An 18,442-nucleotide genomic window follows, 5' to 3' on the forward strand; every position below is an offset into this window, starting at 1 on the left:
ATGGTAGGTTATGCGCAATTCGCGATGTAGTTCGTTAAGATGCGCAGCCCCAATCGCGACCGACACGCAAGGAGGAGCATGAAATGGTTTTGAGCGGACGCAAGATCTTGGTAGCTGAGGACGATCCCGACCAGATTGAATTCATCAAGACGGTGCTCGAAGACAAAGGCGCGGAAGTGATCACAGCTCAAAACGGCACAGACGCATTGGCAATGGCGCGGTCGGAAACCCCACACGCTATGACGCTCGACATCAGCATGCCGGGCATGGATGTCATGGAGCTCTTGACCGAGCTCAAGGGTGACCAGAGCCTCGAAGAAGTCAAAATCTGCATCATCAGCGGTCGGCCCGAGCTTCGTCTCATCCTTCAGGATCGGCACCTGAATGCCAACGCCTATCTCGACAAGCCGTTCACCGAAGAGCAGCTCGTGAAAAGCATCAAAGGTCTCCTCAACGGAAACGCGTGACGTCACATCTTGCTACAACGAGGCCCCCTCTTGCGAGGGGGCCTTTTTTGAGTCGATTGATCGATTCCTATCGATAGGCAAACCACATCGCGTAAACGATCAGAGCGATGAGCGTGAGGCCTGTGCCGAGCGCGATGAAGCCGAAAGTCTTGAACGCCTTTTCGAGCCGTTTCGGATACGGATCCAGCAATTTCGCTTCGATTTCCGCGATGCTGCCGCTCTCCATCAGGTCCTCATACTCGCCCGGTTTGTCGTGGCGCAACTCCTCGACCGGTACCCGACCGGTGAAGATGACGGGATCCATCGGGAACTTGTCCGGTCGGAAGTGAGTGTTGAAAAAATGAATCGTGAAGATGAACGCGACTGCCAGCAATGCTTCGTCAGAATGAATGATTGTTGCAACGTTGACCGACCATCCAGGCAGGAATCGGGTGAAGAACTCGGGAAACCACAACACCAAGCCCGTCGAGCCGATGACGAAGACGCCCCAGAAGACCGCAAAGTAGTCGAACTTCTCCCAGTAGGTGAAGCGGCCGTAATGGGGCCTCGGCCCCCGGCCGAAGAACCACTTGATCGACTCCCAGACCTGACGAATGTCGGTCAGATTGAACATCAACGAATTTTCGTCGAAGATGTAGCCAAGCCAACTCTTTCCTGACTCTCGTTTGCCCTTCCAAACTCGCCACAGATGGAACGCGAAGAGAGCCAGCAGCGTTACCGCGGCAAAACGGTGCAGGATCGCCATAGTAGCGAAGCCGCCCATTACTCTTGAAAGGAGGGTTGCCCATCCCATGTAGGAGAACTTGAGGGCCATGCCGGTCAATGCCAGGGTGAAGAACGACACCAGCATCACGAGGTGCATGATGCGATGCACGCTCGTGAACCGCTCGTACATCTTCTCTTCAGGCGCATGCTTGTGCTGCACCCACTTGTCCCTCGTCCGCAGCAGCCGCCACAGCCACGCCAGAGTATGGAGAATCGCGAAGGTCATGGTGCCGACCAGGAGAATCGTCATGAACCAGAAGGCATAGAAGAGGAACGGATACTTCTCCGGATCATGGTGGGTGGCATGGGTCAGGTAGCCGGCGAACTGCCGGTGGGCGCCCGGATGGCAGGTCGCGCAGGTACCCACCACGTTGTCGTGGCTCAATGTGGAATTGGGATTGTCCGGCGGCAGAATGTCGTGGGTGCCGTGACAGTCATAGCACTTTGCAGCGCCCTCGGAACCAAGCCGGGACACCTTGCCGTGGTATGTGTCGAAGAACGTGTCGGCCTCATCCTCATGACACCGTCCGCACTGCTCCATCATGGCCATGCGGAAGCCGGCCGCATCAGTGCGCGTGATCGTGTGCGAGGTGTGGCAGCTTTCACACGTCGGGAGCTCGCGTTCAGTGTCGCTGTTCCCCGGCCAGTGAATGCTGGTCTTGAACGTCTCTTCGATGCCGTGGTGACATTCGCCGCAAGTCGCGGCGACGTTCTCGGAGTTGACCGACGACGCCGGATCGGAGGCGGGCAGCTCGAGGTGGGCGGTGTGGCAATCCGTACAGGACGCCGAAACCACAAGCCCGCTCTCCAGCAGGCCCTTTCCATGGATGCTCATCACGTAGCTTCCGACAATATCCGGGATCTCGGACTCGATTCGCCTGGCCGCGACCTCACCTTGGCGGTGGCACTTGGCGCACAAATCCGGGACGTTTCTCGGATAGGTCGGAGAGGAGGGCAACGCGTCGTCCTCGGTCGCATGCTTGTCGTGACAGTCGAGGCAGACCGGAGCATCGGAATCGCCTTCGGCAGCCAGCTTGCCGTGAATCGACACTGTGTAGTTCCGAACGACTTCGGCGTGGCAGGTGCTGCAGTCAACCGGGGAGACAATCGTGTCGCACGCTCGTTCATGTGACGGGGTGACCTGGGTGTGACACTGTGCGCAGGCGACGCCCGCGTGGGAGCTGATGTTGTAAGCGGTTTCATCGACGAAGAGCGAAACAGCCCCGCCCGCCGTCTGCATCGACAGATCAGGATCGGCGTGGCACTGCAGACAGTTCCGGTTGGCCGCACCGAGCGCGGTCAAGGGTTCCCGGCGGATCTTGTGCGGCTGGTGGCACTCGACGCATGAGGGCACCTGGTTCGGCTTCTCCTCCCACAGTTTCCCCTCGACCACCTTGACGTGTACCTCCTCGATGCGGCGGTGACATTGCATGCAGGTCGTTGCGACGTTGGATCTGTGAATGCTCGAACGGGGATCGTTGTGGTCGAGGATGTCATGCGATGTGTGACAGGAGGTGCAGACCGCTGTGACCGTCAAACCCTTCTTGAAGAGACCCTCGCCGTGAATACTGAGGGAGTAGTTTTCGAGGATTCTGTCCTGGGGAATGTCATGTGTCAGGGAGACCTCGGTCCCCTCGTGGTGGCACCGTCCGCACAGCAGTGGAATATTCTGGCTTGAAGTCGGCGACGTCACATCCGTGTGCGGCAATATCGCATGATGTTCGTGGCAGGTCACACAGCTCGGCGCCAGAGCGTCTCCCCTGGCCGCCGCTCTCCCGTGCAGGCTGCGTCCGTGCTCGGTGGCCTGACGCGCATGGCACGTACCGCAGATTGCGACCTCTTCGTGTTCACCCCGCGGCGCGTGCATCCGGTGGCCTTTGTGGCAGGAGACGCAACCCGCAACCGGCCCGTCGCCGCTGGTGCGGCCGTGCGGACTTTTCGCGACGTCCCGCAGCGCTCGAGCGTGGCATCGTCCGCACAGCTCGCTCGAACGCGCGTCGCTGACCGGTGAAGCCTCATCGTCCGCGCTCAATACGTCGTGGGTTCCGTGACAGTTGATGCACCCGGCCGCCGGCGAAAGAGGATCCTTCGCCCACGCGGCGTGGGGACCGCTCGTAAACTCCTCCGCCACGTCATCGTGGCACAAGGAACAGTCGGCCGGCTCGAGCTCTTCTTCGTGCGGGAGTTCTGCGCCGTCCAGATCACCGTGGCAGTCGGTACACCCGAAGTCGGCATGCACCGATGCAGCGAAAGCCTCGGGATCCACAAAGACCGAAAACTCATAATCCCCCTTCTGCCCAACCAGCTCGGGGTCTTCGTGGCACATCAGACAGTCTTCGTTTTCCTGTCCATATGCGGTTCCGGCGAAACACGTCAGCATGAGAGCTGCACCGGCGATCGCGAGCCGGATCATTTGCCGCATATGCCTCTTGGGGACCATCTGCATTCGAGCCTCCCAGGTCGGGCCGGGCGCCCGGTTCCAGGCAATTTATCGCTATGTAACGAAATATTCAAGTTCATCTACGAAGGTGGAATTGAGACTGAATCCTGGGATTCAAATGAGTATAATTCCACCCGATTCTCGCATCTCATTTGAGTTTCAGGAGGGTCTCAGAATCTTATATGAAAAGTTGTTCAAGTGAATCTGAATTGATATTATCTGTTCGCCCAGCGAGTGCAGCGACTCGCCAGAAAGCGCAGAAGCACGACCTTCGGGAGGGATATGACCGCAATCACGGACGAACGCGAGAAGACCCTCGGCCGCCTATTCAACTACGCCAACAACGCCATCACGATCGCCGGGGTTCTGCTGACCACCATCTCGGGACTCCTGATCATCGTCTTTCTGATCGCCCAGCTGTGGGGTGGGCTGGACAACCCGTATATCGGGCTCTTCGCGTACGTCGTGCTGCCGGTCATTTTCGTTCTCGGCCTGATCGAAATCCCGATCGGCATGTGGCGGCGCCGAAGAAAACTCATAAAGGAAGGCGCCACCGAAGCCGAGCTCACGGCCTATCCGAAAATGGACTTCAACGATCAGCAGACGCGAAAAGTATGGACGATTTTCATTTTGCTGACCGTCGTGAACGCGGTAATACTCGGCGCCGCTTCGTTTTTCGCGGTCGAAGAGATGGAGACCGTCGAGTTCTGCGGCGAGACATGCCACACGGTGATGCAGCCGGAGTACACCGCCTACCAGGATTCTCCGCACTCTCGCGTCGCATGTGTCGATTGTCATATCGGCCCCGGGGCCTCGTGGTTCGTCAAATCGAAGTTGGATGGTCTCCGGCAGGTCTGGCACACGGCCCTCAACACGTACCCGCGACCCATCACCTCCCCGATCCATACCCTGCGCCCGGCCCGTGAAACCTGCGAACAGTGTCACTGGCCCAACAAGCACCACGGTGACAAGCTCAGGATCTTCTCGCGTTACAAGACTGATGAGGCCAACACGCCCTCCTACACCGCGATGCTGCTCCGCACCGGAGGCGGCAGTCTCGACATCGGCCGGGCGGATGGCATCCACTGGTGGCACATTTACTCCGACAACCGCATCCGCTACATCGCGGCGGACGAACGGCGTGAAGAGATCGCCTGGGTCGAGCTCACCACGCCGGACGGCGCGGTTCGCACCTACACCAGGGATGGCGACGAGCCTTCAATCGAAAAGATAGATGCGGAATCTCGGATCATGGATTGCGTCGACTGTCATAACCGCCCTACACACACCTTCCACTCTCCCGCCAAGGGCATCGACTGGATCATCGATACCCATCCGGAGCTTCGTTCGCTGCCGTACTTCAAAAAGCAGGCGGTGAAGGCCATCAGCGGCGAGTACGAAAGCCACGCAGCAGGGATTGCTGCGGTTCGCGACGCGCTGACCTCGTATTACAGCTCGGAGTATCCCGAGATCGCGTCCGCTCAGTCAGTCCTCGTTTCGAGAGGCGCCGATCTGGCCGCACTGGTCTACGGCAAAACGACCTTTCCGGAAATGGGCACGAATTGGAAGACCCATCCGAATCACATCGGCCACGATGATTTCCCGGGCTGCATGCGATGCCATGATGACGAGATGTCGACTGCCGACGGCGAACACACAATTCCGATGGATTGCGAGACCTGTCACGTCTTCCTGCTCGAGGACAGCCCGGAGTCACCCGATTTCGCTTATGCTCTGGAGCAAAACTGAGCTTCGGGTCGCTATACGCTGGATCGTGGCATCTCACCTGAGCCTGTAACTGAAAGGACTCCAATGGCGTCGGACTGTCGGCATGGATTGTTGGGGTATCATCCGCGCGGGCGGCATGGTAGGCTTCGCTCTCCCGAGGAGAGTCCGCATTCTGGAGTCCGATCGAAATGGAATGGCTTGAACAGAACATCGACGCCTATCGCATCGTTTCCGAAATCCTCGGTGAACTGCGCCAGGTGGTGAGGCAGAGGCTCGAGCAGATCCACGGCGACGAATGGTATCGCAAGGGCCTGCCCGAAGAGGTGTACAACCGGCTTGTCGCCGCCAAGGAGCGTGAGAAGTCCATCGACTGGTATGAAGGCCAATACCAACAGATCATGGACTATGCGGTCTTCGCCGATCTGATCGAGATCATCGAGTACGACCCAGAAGCCTTCCCCGTTTTTATGGAGCTCGCGCCCAGCGCGGCCCTCCTCACGGCGCGTTTTCTCGAGCTCGACGTGATGCGTGCGAAACTCGGACGGGCGCGTCCGATCAGTGAAACCGAGCTGTCGTTTCTCGGGACCTTTCACCTCCGTTTCAAAAAGGCGGCGCAGCAAGCCAAGGAGAAAGGGGCCGCCGTTCGTGCCGAGAATGAAAGCCCGCAGCCGTCAGTGCCTGAGATCGAACCACCACCACCTGGACCACCGTCGGAGCCGCGACCCGAGCCGGTATCTCCAGTTGAACCACCTCGGGATGCAGAACCCGAGTCGCCTCCACCGAAGCCGGCCGTTGAGGACCCCCCAGATAGTCCAGCCGGCACACCGGCCGAATCTGAGGCCACGGAAGACGCTGCTGCCTCCCCGCCTTCGGCCGAGGTAGATCCCGGACCCGCTGAGCCCGAAGTTGCGAAACCTGAATCCATCGAAGCGGAGCCATCCGAATCGCCTGAAGACAAGGATGAACCGGATGACGGGGTACCCGCGGTCAAGGAGAAAGAACCCCTGGAAGGCGCCAAGAAGCTCGAGCGTGCACTCCTCAGCAACGACCACAAGGCAGTTCTCCGTGAGCTCTACCGTGAGGTCACTGCAATTGCAGAGGGGGTGTGGTCAAGCGAGGTGACGCCCGCGCCACTGGTCTGGGAGCAGGTGACGGCCAGCGAATGGTACGAGGAGAACTTCTCACGCCTCGGTCTCCATCCGCTTTCTGTGTTTTACGAAGTCGCGTCCAAGGTCGACCGGAAGGTCGTGGAGGGCGCTGACCGCAGGGAGCTTCAGGAGTTCCTCAAAGAAACGAACTTCGCAAAGACTCTGTTGTCGCTGCGCGACATGTTTCAGGCCAACAACATATAAGAAATCGTGTCCTGAGATCATATTTCAGGCCACGAATTTTACGCCGGAGGGAATTGCTCGACGTAGGCGGCGTAGCGGCGGAGAATCCGCCGCGCATAGTTCGCACCGCGGCGACAACGGCACACGCCCGCGGGATAGCGGCGCGCGACCTCAGGATCATCCAGTAGCACCATCGCCGTTTCGACGGAGCCCTTCCATCGGTCCGGATCGAAACCCATGTCGCGTGCGAGGCGGCGGGCGTCGAAGACGTGCCGTGGACCGACGTTGTACGAGGCGATCGCCATCGCCACCTGATCCGGGAGATTGAGTTCCGCGAACTCGTCCATCAGTTGCCTGAGGTACCTGCCCCCAGCTTCCGCCCCCTCAAACGGGTCGTGTGGGTTGTCGACCCCGAGCTCCTGCCAGGTGAAAGGCATGAATTGAAACAGACCGGCAGAGCCTCCCGGGCCGACCGCATCTGGATCGAATCGAGACTCTTCGTACATGAGCGAGGCAAGAAGGCGCCAATCGATTTGATATCGATGCCCCACCCACTTCAAGAGCTCGTCGTACGGACTCAGAGCGCCGTCTGGGATCGGCAAAAGCGTCCGCTTGCGCCGCGGCTTCCACGAGCCGAGCTGGCTACGGACGAGCAGCCGCACGTGTCCGGACGATCGTGCCTCGCGAAGCCAACGGTTGACCGTTCGCTGGAGCACTGGCGAACCAGCATTCATGACCCACCGCAGCTCGACTCTCGGCAGCACGACAGGCCCGATTACGAGATCGGTGCGGTCAATTGATCCGAATTTCGCGGCGTCGTCGTCGACCACCGCCACCGGACTGTTACCCCGGGCCACATCCAGCATCGCAATAAACGCGTCCGCGCCGTTTGACGGAGGGGCGGCTCGCATCGGTGCAGCGAGCGGGAGCAATCGGCAGAGTTCTGCCACCGGCCGCGAAGCCGAAACCCGGACGCCGGCAAGGTCTTCAACGGCAGCCGGTTGGACGGCTCTCGCCGAAATAACACTCACGAGATTCACGCGTCGGTAGGAATCGCTCACCAAGAACGTCCGTCCGTCATTCGGTGAGATCGGTTCGTGCAGGGCGGCCAGATCCCCGTGCCCTCGTTCCAGCCAGTCCAACGGGTCAACCTCCGGCGGAGGTATTGAAAGGGCTAGGCGGAGCCGCTGGCTTCTGGCAAAGGTGAGGGCGAGGTCATACTCGAATCCTTCGAGTCCTCCCCGGTCTACGGTGCACGTAGTTGCCGAGTTTCGAGTGACCAGGCGCAGAACTCCAGCTTGACGGATTTCCTTCAGGTCCCTACACGCCTGTTCCGAATCTCCATCGGAGAGGACTCGTTGCGCAAAAAAGAATCGATCTATCGCGAGCCTCAGCTGCGGACTCTCTTCCCGCACTGCCCACACCAACGCACGTCTTTCAGCGACCGGCCCGATGATGAACATCCGTCTCGACGCGAGTTCTCTTCCAGCGATCCCGGAGTCCACTATCGTCAGGTCATAGCGCCCCCTTCGGGTCCGCCGGAGCATCTCCTCGAGGGGCACTTCCTCGGGCACATCCTCAATTCGCAGACGCTCTTCAGAGACGAACGAACGGAGGCTCGGGGTCAGAGAGGAGCGATGGAGATGCACGGTCGAGCCGCGGATATCGTCAAATGACTCAAAGCCGGAATCACGGCCGGCCACCAGGAGATCTTCGACCCGATCCACCGCGACCGTTCCTCGAATACCCTCATCGAGGAGAGATGCGGGCGAAAAACGGCTGACACCGATGTCTGCCAATCCATCGCGGACCATCGCCACGATCTGGTCGTGACGGTCGGCCTCGAACAAGTTCAACTCCACGCCAAGTCGCTTTGCCAGTTGCGCGAGGATGGTGGCCTCACCGTTTTCCTCCCCACCGTCTTCGACCGAGTTTTCGAAGCCCGGCCTGGCCACCACCCGCAGAACCCCGGCCTGGCGGATTTCGTCGATGTCGCCCATGCGACGCGGAGACCCCAAGCAGCCCAGACATGCCAGAGCAGCCCAGGCCACCGTTGCCCTCAAAACGGAGCCCGTCCTCACTCCATCACTCTACAGTGGTAGCCAACGGGTCCTGAGAACCCGATACTCATTTGCGATAAGATCGCCTGGTGACAAACGATGGAAACGGACCCAGAAATGTTGATTTGCGCCCACTGATTGCGCGCCTGAAAGAGGTCGAGCGCAAGTGTGGCTCGATGGGCAGCCGCAACGAGGAGTTCCCTTTGATGAAAGAGCGGCTGTCCTCGATCATCGCCCGGTTGGAAGCCGGAGAGGAACCCTCGGGAGATCCACTCGCGTTCCGCTCTATCGCCCGCGAGCTCTTCCCGGTAGCTCATCTATTCGAAAGTGTCGGTTTCACATCGGTGGGAAAAGAGATCAACCACGTCGAACGCGCACTGCAGGATCTCGAACCTCGGTCGGCGGCCAGCGTTTCGACGGAAATTCTGGATGGCGGATCGTCGACAAGCTCCGCTGCGATGACGGCGAAGACCTCCGATTCGGACTCCAGCCAAGATAACGACAGCGAGCAAGACGACACCGCGGAAAGCGAATCCGTTCCGATTCCTGTTGTTGTGGCCGCCATTTCTCTGGTCGTGGTGATGGTGATCGCGATAGCCCTCGTGCTCGAGATCGGACCGTTTGCGAAGGAACCGGGCAGCGAGCTGATTCTCCCACCACCGACGGCTGTACCGAAGCCCGCCCCAGACCCTCCGCCGGCGACACCGATAACGAAGGAACGGATGACTCCGGCCAGCGCTCCAGAGCGTCTCGCAGAAGCTCTATCGAACTCCCGACAGTCCCTCGAAGCCGGCGACCTCGATCGCGCGGTGAAGTACCTGTCCATCGCCACCGTGATCGACCCGAATGCCCCGGCCGTGCAGAGTGCTGCACGCGACATGGTCCGCCATCTTGTGGCCGAAGCCGATGTGGCTGCTTCCAAACGGAGATGGGAGGACGCAGCTCGTTCTCTCGCCCAGGCGCGAGGCGTGGCTGCTCGTTTCGATCTGGACACCGGTCCCATCGACAATGCGGACGTGCGCCACGCCGAAATGCAGCGCTATAGCCTCGTTCAGCCAGAGGACACGCGCATGCTTCGGGAGTCGATCGGGAAGCGCGTGGATGTCCGGCTTGACAACGGTTCCGTACTCGCTGCACGCATCGCCGGTCTTAGAGGTTCGACGTTGGTCCTCGACGTCGAAGACGACGTCGGAGGAGGAGTCGTCCGTTTTGTCGAGGAGGTTGCACTTTCTGATATCGACTGGGTCCGCGTCTGGGTGGACTGAGAGGCCTCAAGCTCACGACGCGGTGCCGCGGGTTCTTCTCAGCAGGACGCAGGTCCGAGCCAGGGACTATCAGGCGACAGGGCGTTCGGGCGGGATCACTGTTTGATCGCCGTCGGTGTGCTCACCGACGAGGTACAACGGCCGCCTCTTCACCTCGTCAAAAATGCGCGCCAGGTACTCGCCCATGATCCCGATCATCAGAAGCTGTACGCCGCCGAGGAAGAGAATCGACGCCATGAGGGAGGTATATCCGGGCCAGTTGATTCCCGTCGCCTTGAGAACCAGGACAACCACGATGTAGAGAAAGGCAAAGACCGACACCGCAAAGCCGGTCCAAGTGGCCAGGCGAAGAGGGAAGAACGAAAAGGACGTAATACCATCGAGCGCAAACCGCAGCATCTTCCGTACCGGGAACTTGGTCTCCCCCGCCTCGCGCGCCTGCCGTTTGTACATCACGGCAGACTGGCGAAATCCTATCCAGCTGACCAGACCTCGAATGAACCGATTGCGCTCGGGCATGGCTCGGAACGCCTCGACTGCTCGCGGTCCCATGAGTCGAAAATCACCGGTATCTACCGGAATCTCCACCGGTGTGATGCCGCGGAGAAGCCGATAGAAGATCTTCGCTGTTGCGAGCTTGAACCAGGTCTCACCTTCGCGTTCCTCGCGCTGCCCGTACACAACCTCGGAGCCCTCGCGCCACCGGTCGACCATTTGCGGGATGACCTCCGGCGGATCCTGGAGGTCGCCGTCGATGATCACGACTCCGGTTCCCCGCGCCGCGTCGACGCCAGCGGTCAGCGCAGCCTGGTGACCGAAGTTCCTTGCGAACCTCAGGCCGCGGACGCGTGGATCTCGCGCAGCGAGCTCAGAGATCTTCTCCCAGCTCGAATCCGATGAGCCGTCGTCGACGTACAGGATCTCGAGTCCAGACACCTGGCCATCGAGGACAGCGAGCAGACGCTCATACATCGGCAGGATGTTGATCTCCTCGTTGTACACGGGGATCACGACGCTGAGTTCAGGCTGGTCCGACTTCACCAAACCATCATAACCGCACGCTCGGTATCTTACCGAGCATCGGGCGTGGCGAAACGGACCAGGATCCCGCCGTCCTTTTCGAAAACGACGTCTCCAGCCGCTGCTACCGCTCGGAGTTGATCTGGCGAATAATCCTCGTGTTCGAGCGAACCGATCGCCACGAGGTCGATTCCGGCATCATGGGCGAGCCGCCGCACCTCTGTGGGATCTGCACATGAGTAGAGGCGCGATACGAGTTCATGCCTGCGATCAGTCTCCTCGAGAATGTCGTTACCCCGCCATACCGACTCGTGATTCGCCCACCCCAGATAGGCGGGCACACCCGAAGCTGCCGAGAGGCGGGCGTACTCCGTGTATGCACCGCCAACAGCCTCGATCATCTGCGTTCCAGGTGGTTCGCGCCGCAGGGCCCTGACAAGAGCCTGATCCCCCGGAGACATCCACGCGATGCCATCGAGGCCTCGTTCTTCGGCCTTGAGCTGTTGCACGATGACGCCGACCAGATGCGGCAGAGCGAGAACCACACAGATCCCGAGGACCGCCACGCGTGCTGCCGGGCGACGCAAACCGAGGTGCAACATGACCGGCAGGGAAATGGCGAGCAGCGGCCAGGCCTGGATGTACGCCTTGAAGACAGTATTCATTCGATGGAGCGCATCTCCGTAGTTGTCGGCAACGTAAAGTACCTCGGGCACCAGCAGCAGGAAGATGCCGAGTGCGGCCAACGCGAGGACAGGCCGGTCGCTCCCCGCACCTGCTCCGATCGCGGACACGACCAGAATCAACAGGACGACCGCGAGAATGACCGATGTCGGCCGTCCGGTCGCCGCCGCTAGTACCGCGGTGGCGGCCAAAACAAGCAGCAGCACGGAGCGTGACACCACCGGATCGGTTCCCAACATCGAACCGAGAAGAGCGAAGGCGGCGATACACACCGGGACCAGCAGGCAACCGGCATAGAGCAGCAGGTGGCCCGGATCGGTCCACGCGAACACCGGCTTGATGCCCTGAAAGAATGGTTCAAACCCGAGGTGGAACGGTGCTGTGGCCAGCCAGCCGCAGAGAGCTACGGCGGCAATCGACAACCACCTGCGAACTCCCTCCCCAATCGGCCAGTGCCAGCGATCGCCGCTTGCGACCAGAAGCAACGCGATCGCGGCCAGAGTCGGTGGCATGGCCCATGGGTTCGCTGCCCAGGTCACACCGAAGAGCAGGCCCAGGGACACGACCTGAAGAACATCGGGCCCTTTTTTCCCCGCCTGCCAGGCCAACAACAATGCGAGGCATGTCAAAGGCATCGAAAGCAGATGAGGATGGAGATCGCCAAGATGAAACGTGAACAGCGGCCATTCCGTGATCGTGTCAGGAATCTGTCGCGATGATTGCCAGTAATCGAGCCCGGCGATGTTTTGCCCTGCAAACAGCTGTCGCATTCCGTCCGGTGTTCCCGCGAGGAGCCCGAAGAAAGTCACAAGCAAACCAGAGACGTGACTGCCTCCCGCGCGTCGACCCAACATCCAAAGCAGCGAACCGACCATCCCACCGATGATGCCGACAATCAGGTTGTAGCCAAACTCCAGCGGCAGGCCGCTCAGCCATAACGGAATCGTCCATAACAGCGCCCCCCAGTAGTAATACGGGAGAACCTCGCCCGCGAGCCACATATCGGGCGGCGGAAAACTTTCGCCCCGAAGCAAGGTCGCAAATATCCCCATATCCATCGGCTTCTCGGTGAAGGAAATCTGAGGATGATCGAGGCGAATGAAGATGATTATCGCCGCGACCACGAGGAAAATGGCCTCTGCAGCGAGGACGCTCCGCCATTCCCGTCGACGCCACACCTCCCGGGTCCCGACCGCCGCCAACAACACGAGGGCGACAGCACCGACGACCTTCCACTGGCGCAACCCGAGCACGCCAGTCCACCAGGCCGGAAGGGCCACCAGCAGGAGGCCGGCCACTCGTCCACCAGCCCACGATTCGAGGTCGTCCAGGCCGAGGCGAACCAGCACGCCATACCCGCCGAGCCCTGCAACCGTGACCGCCAACAGGAAAAATAGGATGGTCATGCTTGAACTCATTGTAGCCCTATGGTGCAGAGGCGGGAAAAGGTGGTTTGGGAAAGGTCTCCCCTGCCGCCTGCCTCAACCGGCGCGCTCAATCTCCAGGAGGTGTTGCACCAGCACCTCGGCCAGCTCCTCGCCCAGGCGCAGAAAGACGGCGACGCCCGTCTGACCCAGGTCGTCTTCGTGAACGCCAGCCGTCACCACCGTGACCCGCCCCAGCGCTTGGGTGACGCGTGAGGCGATCCCGCGGGCAATCGGTTCCTCTTTGTGCGGTGGGATGGTGAGCACCGAGCAGGAAGCTGACCGCGCCTCCGGTCGGTTCTTCGAGTGAATCGGCTGGGCCAGCACGACGCAGCCAACATGTGGCCGATCTCCTCCTCCAACGACGATTACGAAATCCTCACCGGCCTCGGCCACGCGCGCCCACAACTCGCGCCCGCTCTCACCATCCTCGACCCTCACTCGTGTTCCTCGCACGACGACCTCCGTTCACTATATGATCGGCATTGTATTTCGTTCGCTTCGGGGAGACGGATGAAAGCGAGGCAGAATACCAGGGCTGTTGCGGTAGGCGACCTCACCATCGGTGGCGGCGCTCCCATCGTGGTCCAGACGATGACCGACACCGACACTGCCGACGCGGAAGCGACTGCCGCCCAATGCATCGAGCTCGCCGACGCCGGAGCAGAGCTGGTGCGCGTTTCGATCGACACCGCCGAGGCGGCTGCCGCTGTTCCCGAGATACGGCACCGCCTTGATGATCTGGGGCGAAACACACCCTTGGTCGGTGACTTCCACTTCAACGGCCACCAGCTCCTCAGGGAGTTTCCGGGCTGCGCGGCGTCGCTCTCCAAGTACCGCATCAATCCGGGAACCGTTGGCAAGGGATTGCCCCGAGATAGGCATTTTGCAGAGATCTGCGAGATCGCCCTGGATCACGGCGTGCCGATCAGGATTGGGGTCAACGCAGGATCATTGGATTCAGGCCTCCTCGCCTCGCGGATGGAAGATAACGCGGGCCGCCAACGCAGCTTGAGCTCGACCGAGATCGTTGACGAATGCATCGTCCTGTCGGCCCTGCGATCGGTCGAGGCTGCCCTCGATGCAGGCCTCACGGAAGACTGCATCGTGCTCTCGGCCAAGCTTTCCTCCCCGCCGCGCCTGATATCGGTCTACCGAAATCTGGCCGCACGCACCGATCAACCTCTTCACGTCGGCCTGACCGAGGCCGGCATGGGAGTTCGAGGACTGACCTGGTCATCGACCGCTCTGGCGGTGCTTTTGGCCGAAGGCATCGGCGACACGATCCGCGTTTCCCTGACACCGGAACCCGACAGAGGTCGAACTGACGAGGTGCGGGCGGCCTGCGAGATTCTCCAGGCTCTGGGGCTGCGCTCGTTCGCCCCGTCGGTCACCGCCTGCCCGGGTTGCGGCCGTACTGCCAACAACCGGTTTCAGGAGTTGACGTCATCAGTCGAGGGGCACGTCAGCGCACGGCTCGCTGTTTGGCGGCAGAATCGTCCCGGCTTCGAGGACATGACACTCGCAGTCATGGGATGTGTCGTGAACGGGCCCGGAGAATCAAAGGCCGCGGATATCGGCATCAGCCTGCCGGGCAAAGGCGAAGAGCCCCGATGCCCGGTCTATGTGGGCGGGCGGCTGCTCACGACATTGCAGGGGACGCCGAACGAGATCGCAGCCAGCTTCCTCGAAATCGTCGACGACTACGTGGAGCGCAAATACCCGGGAGGTGCCCAGTGATCCGAACATCCGTTTTCTTCGCCCTGTTGCCGTTGATCTTTGTCTTCGTGACCGGGTTCACCTCCGAAGTGCAAGGCCCCACCCGCGCCGAGGTCGAGGCGATGATGGGAATGCGCTCCGACGGAGACCGGGTTCGCGGGCAGATGGACACCGTTGGATTCGTGGTTGACGAGCGCGCAGCGGAAGAGGTCGTTTCAACCGCAATCGCGCTCGAGGAAAAAAGCCTCGCGGTGCAGGATCAACGCCTCGGAGGCACCGGTGGCGGGCGTTTCATCGGTGGCGTCTGCCCGCACGACGACCACCTCTACGCGAGCCGCGTCTACGTCCACCTCACCGAACGCATCGACGCGCCAGTCGTTCTGCTGATCGGCGTGTTTCACAGGGCAAAGGCATGGGATCTTCGTAATCGCATCGTTTTCGACCGATTCGAAGCGTGGCACGGTCCCTGGGGCGACATCGAGGTCGATCCACTGCGCGCCAATCTGATCGACGCTCTCCCGGCCCAGAGTTTCGTCGTCGACAATGCCATGCATTGTCGCGAACACTCCCTGGAGGCGATCATTCCTTTTCTCCAGAAAAATCATCCGACGAGAACCATCGTGCCGATCCTGGTGCCGCACATGGGATGGAACCGCATGGGAGAATTGTCGGACCAGCTGGCCGGCGCACTCGCGGACATCATGAACGCCAGAAAGTGGCGACTTGGGAAAGATGTCGCGGTGGTCGTTTCGAGTGACGCCGTGCATTACGGACCAGACTTCGATCACGCACCGTTCGGGACCGACGCCCGGGCCTACGAGCAGGCCGTCGCGCGTGATCTTCGGCTTGCCGGCGAGTATCTCACCGGCCCTCTCGACTCACGGAAGCTCCACGGTTTCTTCGACACTCTCGTGGACTCCGCCGACCTCGAGTACCGCCTGCCGTGGTGCGGCCGATTCTCGATTCCCTTCGGGCTCGAGCTCTTGCGCAAGGTTTCGCTGGCTGTAGAAGGCTCGGTTCCGCAGGGCGAATTGCTGAGGTACGGGACCAGCATCTCCGAACCCGAGCTCCCGGTTTCAGAGGCGGTGCGTGCTACTGGCCTCGGCTACACTGCGCCCTCGAATCTCCACCATTGGGTCGGCTACGCCGCCGTCGGATACTCCATGCCGGAGCGCTGAAAGGCGAACAGTTCCGGTGCTTAGGACCAGACCAGCCACAGATCTAGGACGGTGATATCCGCCTTCTTCGCCTTGATCGCCTTCTCCTCGATCTGTTCCGCCTTCTCTTCGGACTCTGATGCGATCCGGTCGATCTCCTGCTGGAGCTCGCCCGCGAGCGAATCGAGCTCGTCCTGGATGCGCTCGATCTCGTGCAGGGACTCGGTGACCGCCCCCTCCGCCGTTTTACGCATGCGACGCTTGCTGGCAGTGGATTTCATCTTCGAAGCAGCCTTCTTCGACGCCGAGCGTGCGGATCGGGATCCGAGCAGCACGTCGAACAGGCCCTCGACGATGCCCATCTTCTCCTCCGCCTTCCTCGCATCGAGTCGGGTTTGATCCCTGTCGAGCTCGTCACGCTCCCGGTCGAGCCGCTTGCGAAGGGTTTTCATCTTTCCCTCGTAACGCGCACGAACACGATCCTGGGTTTGGTCGTCCGCCGTGTCGGCGGCCTGCAGGCATCGGGAGACGAACCCCTCTCGTGTTTCGTTTTCCTCCGCCACCATCTTGAGGTTCTCGTTGACCAGCATTATCAGCGGGCGGCGTGCGCGCCAGGCGACGAAATCTCTCTCCGCCATTTCCAGCTCACCTGAAAGCTGGCCAGGTGCTGCCGCCGGGAAACGCATTCCATCAGGAGGATCGTCCACTAGGCGCGGCGCTCCCTGCAGGAGCTCCCCATCCTCCCATTCGATACGACCGTCGTCATCAATCGGGAATCGCCAGACCTCCTCCAGCTCGCGATACAGGTCGAGGGTGACTCTTTCGACGCTGAGTCGATCGTGCACTACCACCGCGGGCACAGCCAGCCCGGTGGCTCCGGCGGCATAGGATACTTGAACGGAAGCCGGTATTACCGGCGCTTTCGCTGCAGAATCCGGCCTCGTCTCCTCCTGCCTCACGGGCTCTGACCTGTGCTGGGCCGACTGTCTTTCGATCAACGGCCCCATTTCGGCAAGTGTGACCGGACCTCTGAGATAACTCATCGCCCATCGCGAGGAAAACGCGCGAAACGGTTGCTCGTCGCGGACATCCGTCAGCAGAAACTCGCGTTTTCCAAGCGCAGCCACGGCATCATCCGCTTCCCGGCCGTCCAGAAGATTCGACATCCCGAGGCCCTCGAGCGCGCGCTCCCGGTCCCTGTCAGTGATGAGCCGCCCAACCAGCTTGATACCGGCATTGCCGAGCGCCTTGTAGTCGAGGTCGACCGGATTTTGGGTCGCCATCCACGCACCCACTCCGTATGCGCGCCCCTGCTTGAACAGGGTCAGCAGAGGGGCCTTGGTGGGAGGATTCCTGGGATACGGGGGGATGATGCCCTGCACCTCGTCCATGTACATCAGCGCCCGCAGCCGCGAAGACGCGGGCTGCCGACGCATCCAGGCGACAAGCTCGGAGGTCAGCAGGCCGATGATGAACAGGCGCTCACGCTCGTCAAGATGTGCCACCGAGACGATGCTGGCTCGGGGATTGGCGGCGTCACCCAGGAGATGTTCCATGTCCATCGGCATGCCCTCGGTCCAGGCCGAGAACGCCGGGCTCGCCAGCAGGGTATTGAGCCGCATGACAAGCTTCATGCGGTCGTCTCGCGGGAAGTAACTCTCCATCGGCAGGGCGCCGAGCGTGTCCATCGGGGGGTCCGCGAGGCTCGAGAGGAGGCCCGGCAAGTCGAGGGGTTCCGCCCTTCGCCAATGTTCGAGGATGACCGAGGCGGTAAGGGCATGATCTCTATCGGATAACGGGTCGCCGCCGAGCCCGACCAGCGAGAGAATGGCGGATGCGACACCGTTAACCCGATCAGTGGCGGCATCCGGATCGCCGTCAGGGTCCCACCCTTCGGGCGCGCTGAGCGCGGGCAGAATATCGACAGGCGCCACCGAACCTGCACCCGGCGTCAACAGCTGCCAGGCAACGCCGTCCTGCACTCGGCGCATGTCATCCGGCCCGAGCCCCGATCCTTCCAATCCTTTGCGCCAGAATTCGGCCTGCTCGGAGGCCACCTCCATGCGGTCACGGCCCACGACCGCATCGGGCGGCAACCACGGTGCAAATTCTTCACCGGACAGGGACGGGAAGTTGAGCAGGAGATCGACCATGTCCCCCTTGAGGTCAATGACCAGCAGAGGGATGCCCAGTGCGCCGAGTTCCTCGAGGGCCACGATCCCGAGACCGGTTTTCCCGGACCCGGTCATCCCCACGCATACCGCGTGTGTAGTCAGGTGATTCATATCGAGGGTCTCGCGCTCGCCCGCGGCGATCTCTGTGCCCAGGTAAAGGTCATGTTCTGCCATTCGGCGCTCCTGTCGTGCGGTGCTTCTGCGTTTC

12 protein-coding genes are annotated in these 18,442 nt (G+C 61.1%); 6 read left to right on the plus strand and 6 right to left on the minus strand.

The features are described 5' to 3' along the window. Nucleotides 1-83 precede the first annotated feature (83 nt). Nucleotides 84-467 (plus strand): response regulator, encoded by a 384-nt coding sequence (locus LJE93_14025; GenBank protein MCG6950024.1) that lies wholly within the window; start codon nucleotides 84-86, stop codon nucleotides 465-467. 67 nt (nucleotides 468-534) lie between these two features. Here LJE93_14025 and LJE93_14030 read toward each other — a convergent pair whose 3' ends face one another. Next, the gene (locus LJE93_14030) at nucleotides 535-3,678 is read right to left on the minus strand and encodes a cytochrome c3 family protein (protein ID MCG6950025.1); all 3,144 of its coding nucleotides are present in this window, start codon (nucleotides 3,676-3,678) and stop codon (nucleotides 535-537) included. Nucleotides 3,679-3,954: 276 nt separating this feature from the next. On the opposite strand from LJE93_14030, the gene LJE93_14035 reads away from it, so the two are divergent. Together LJE93_14035 and LJE93_14040 are read left to right on the plus strand one after the other, a co-directional pair. After that, entirely contained in the window at nucleotides 3,955-5,421 is a 1,467-nt protein-coding gene (locus tag LJE93_14035; protein MCG6950026.1) for a NapC/NirT family cytochrome c, read from the plus strand. A 167-nt stretch (nucleotides 5,422-5,588) separates the two neighbouring features. Beyond that, nucleotides 5,589-6,752, plus strand: coding sequence for a hypothetical protein (locus tag LJE93_14040; GenBank protein MCG6950027.1), 1,164 nt, complete (start codon nucleotides 5,589-5,591; stop codon nucleotides 6,750-6,752). A gap of 38 nt (nucleotides 6,753-6,790) precedes the next feature. Here LJE93_14040 and LJE93_14045 read toward each other — a convergent pair whose 3' ends face one another. Then, on the minus strand, nucleotides 6,791-8,812 hold the full coding sequence (locus LJE93_14045) for a transglycosylase SLT domain-containing protein (protein MCG6950028.1): 2,022 nt from the start codon (nucleotides 8,810-8,812) through the stop codon (nucleotides 6,791-6,793). Nucleotides 8,813-8,880: 68 nt separating this feature from the next. Between LJE93_14045 and LJE93_14050 the strand changes: the two genes are divergently transcribed. Further along, complete coding sequence (locus LJE93_14050) at nucleotides 8,881-10,056, plus strand: hypothetical protein (GenBank protein MCG6950029.1); 1,176 nt, start codon at nucleotides 8,881-8,883, stop codon at nucleotides 10,054-10,056. A gap of 69 nt (nucleotides 10,057-10,125) precedes the next feature. Here the strand turns inward: LJE93_14050 and LJE93_14055 are convergent, their stop codons facing one another. The 3 genes from LJE93_14055 to LJE93_14065 all read right to left on the minus strand — a co-directional run bounded on the left by LJE93_14055 (nucleotide 10,126) and on the right by LJE93_14065 (nucleotide 13,640). After that, nucleotides 10,126-11,097, minus strand: coding sequence for a glycosyltransferase family 2 protein (locus tag LJE93_14055; GenBank protein MCG6950030.1), 972 nt, complete (start codon nucleotides 11,095-11,097; stop codon nucleotides 10,126-10,128). A 29-nt stretch (nucleotides 11,098-11,126) separates the two neighbouring features. After that, nucleotides 11,127-13,166, minus strand: a complete 2,040-nt coding sequence (locus LJE93_14060; GenBank protein ID MCG6950031.1) for a DUF2298 domain-containing protein — start codon at nucleotides 13,164-13,166, stop codon at nucleotides 11,127-11,129. A gap of 75 nt (nucleotides 13,167-13,241) precedes the next feature. After that, on the minus strand, nucleotides 13,242-13,640 hold the full coding sequence (locus LJE93_14065; GenBank protein MCG6950032.1) for a hypothetical protein: 399 nt from the start codon (nucleotides 13,638-13,640) through the stop codon (nucleotides 13,242-13,244). 57 nt (nucleotides 13,641-13,697) lie between these two features. Between LJE93_14065 and ispG the strand changes: the two genes are divergently transcribed. Next, nucleotides 13,698-14,924 carry a flavodoxin-dependent (E)-4-hydroxy-3-methylbut-2-enyl-diphosphate synthase gene (gene ispG / locus LJE93_14070; protein MCG6950033.1) on the plus strand — a complete coding sequence of 409 codons (1,227 nt, stop codon included), beginning with the start codon at nucleotides 13,698-13,700 and terminating at the stop codon, nucleotides 14,922-14,924. Beyond that, nucleotides 14,921-16,081: an AmmeMemoRadiSam system protein B gene (amrB, locus tag LJE93_14075; protein ID MCG6950034.1), complete on the plus strand. Its 1,161-nt coding sequence runs from the start codon at nucleotides 14,921-14,923 to the stop codon at nucleotides 16,079-16,081. Before ispG ends, amrB begins: the two co-directional genes overlap by 4 nt. A 20-nt stretch (nucleotides 16,082-16,101) precedes the next feature. On the opposite strand, the gene LJE93_14080 is transcribed toward amrB, so the two are convergent. Then, a complete protein-coding gene (locus LJE93_14080) occupies nucleotides 16,102-18,408 on the minus strand; it encodes a hypothetical protein (GenBank protein ID MCG6950035.1) in 2,307 nt (768 codons plus the stop codon). Between the last annotated feature and the right edge of the window lie 34 nt (nucleotides 18,409-18,442).

The organism is Acidobacteriota bacterium (assembly GCA_022340665.1).
In the GTDB taxonomy this organism is placed as follows: domain Bacteria; phylum Acidobacteriota; class Thermoanaerobaculia; order Thermoanaerobaculales; family Sulfomarinibacteraceae; genus Sulfomarinibacter.

What these genes read in the sequence shown, in the direction of transcription:
- LJE93_14025 (MCG6950024.1), top strand. Translation starts at nt 84, where the DNA reads ATGGTTTTGAGCGGACGCAAGATCTTGGTAGCTGAGGACGATCCCGAC.
- LJE93_14030 (MCG6950025.1), bottom strand. Translation starts at nt 3,678, where the DNA reads ATGCAGATGGTCCCCAAGAGGCATATGCGGCAAATGATCCGGCTCGCG.
- LJE93_14035 (MCG6950026.1), top strand. Translation starts at nt 3,955, where the DNA reads ATGACCGCAATCACGGACGAACGCGAGAAGACCCTCGGCCGCCTATTC.
- LJE93_14040 (MCG6950027.1), top strand. Translation starts at nt 5,589, where the DNA reads ATGGAATGGCTTGAACAGAACATCGACGCCTATCGCATCGTTTCCGAA.
- LJE93_14060 (MCG6950031.1), bottom strand. Translation starts at nt 13,166, where the DNA reads ATGACCATCCTATTTTTCCTGTTGGCGGTCACGGTTGCAGGGCTCGGC.
- ispG (MCG6950033.1), top strand. Translation starts at nt 13,698, where the DNA reads ATGAAAGCGAGGCAGAATACCAGGGCTGTTGCGGTAGGCGACCTCACC.
- LJE93_14080 (MCG6950035.1), bottom strand. Translation starts at nt 18,408, where the DNA reads ATGGCAGAACATGACCTTTACCTGGGCACAGAGATCGCCGCGGGCGAG.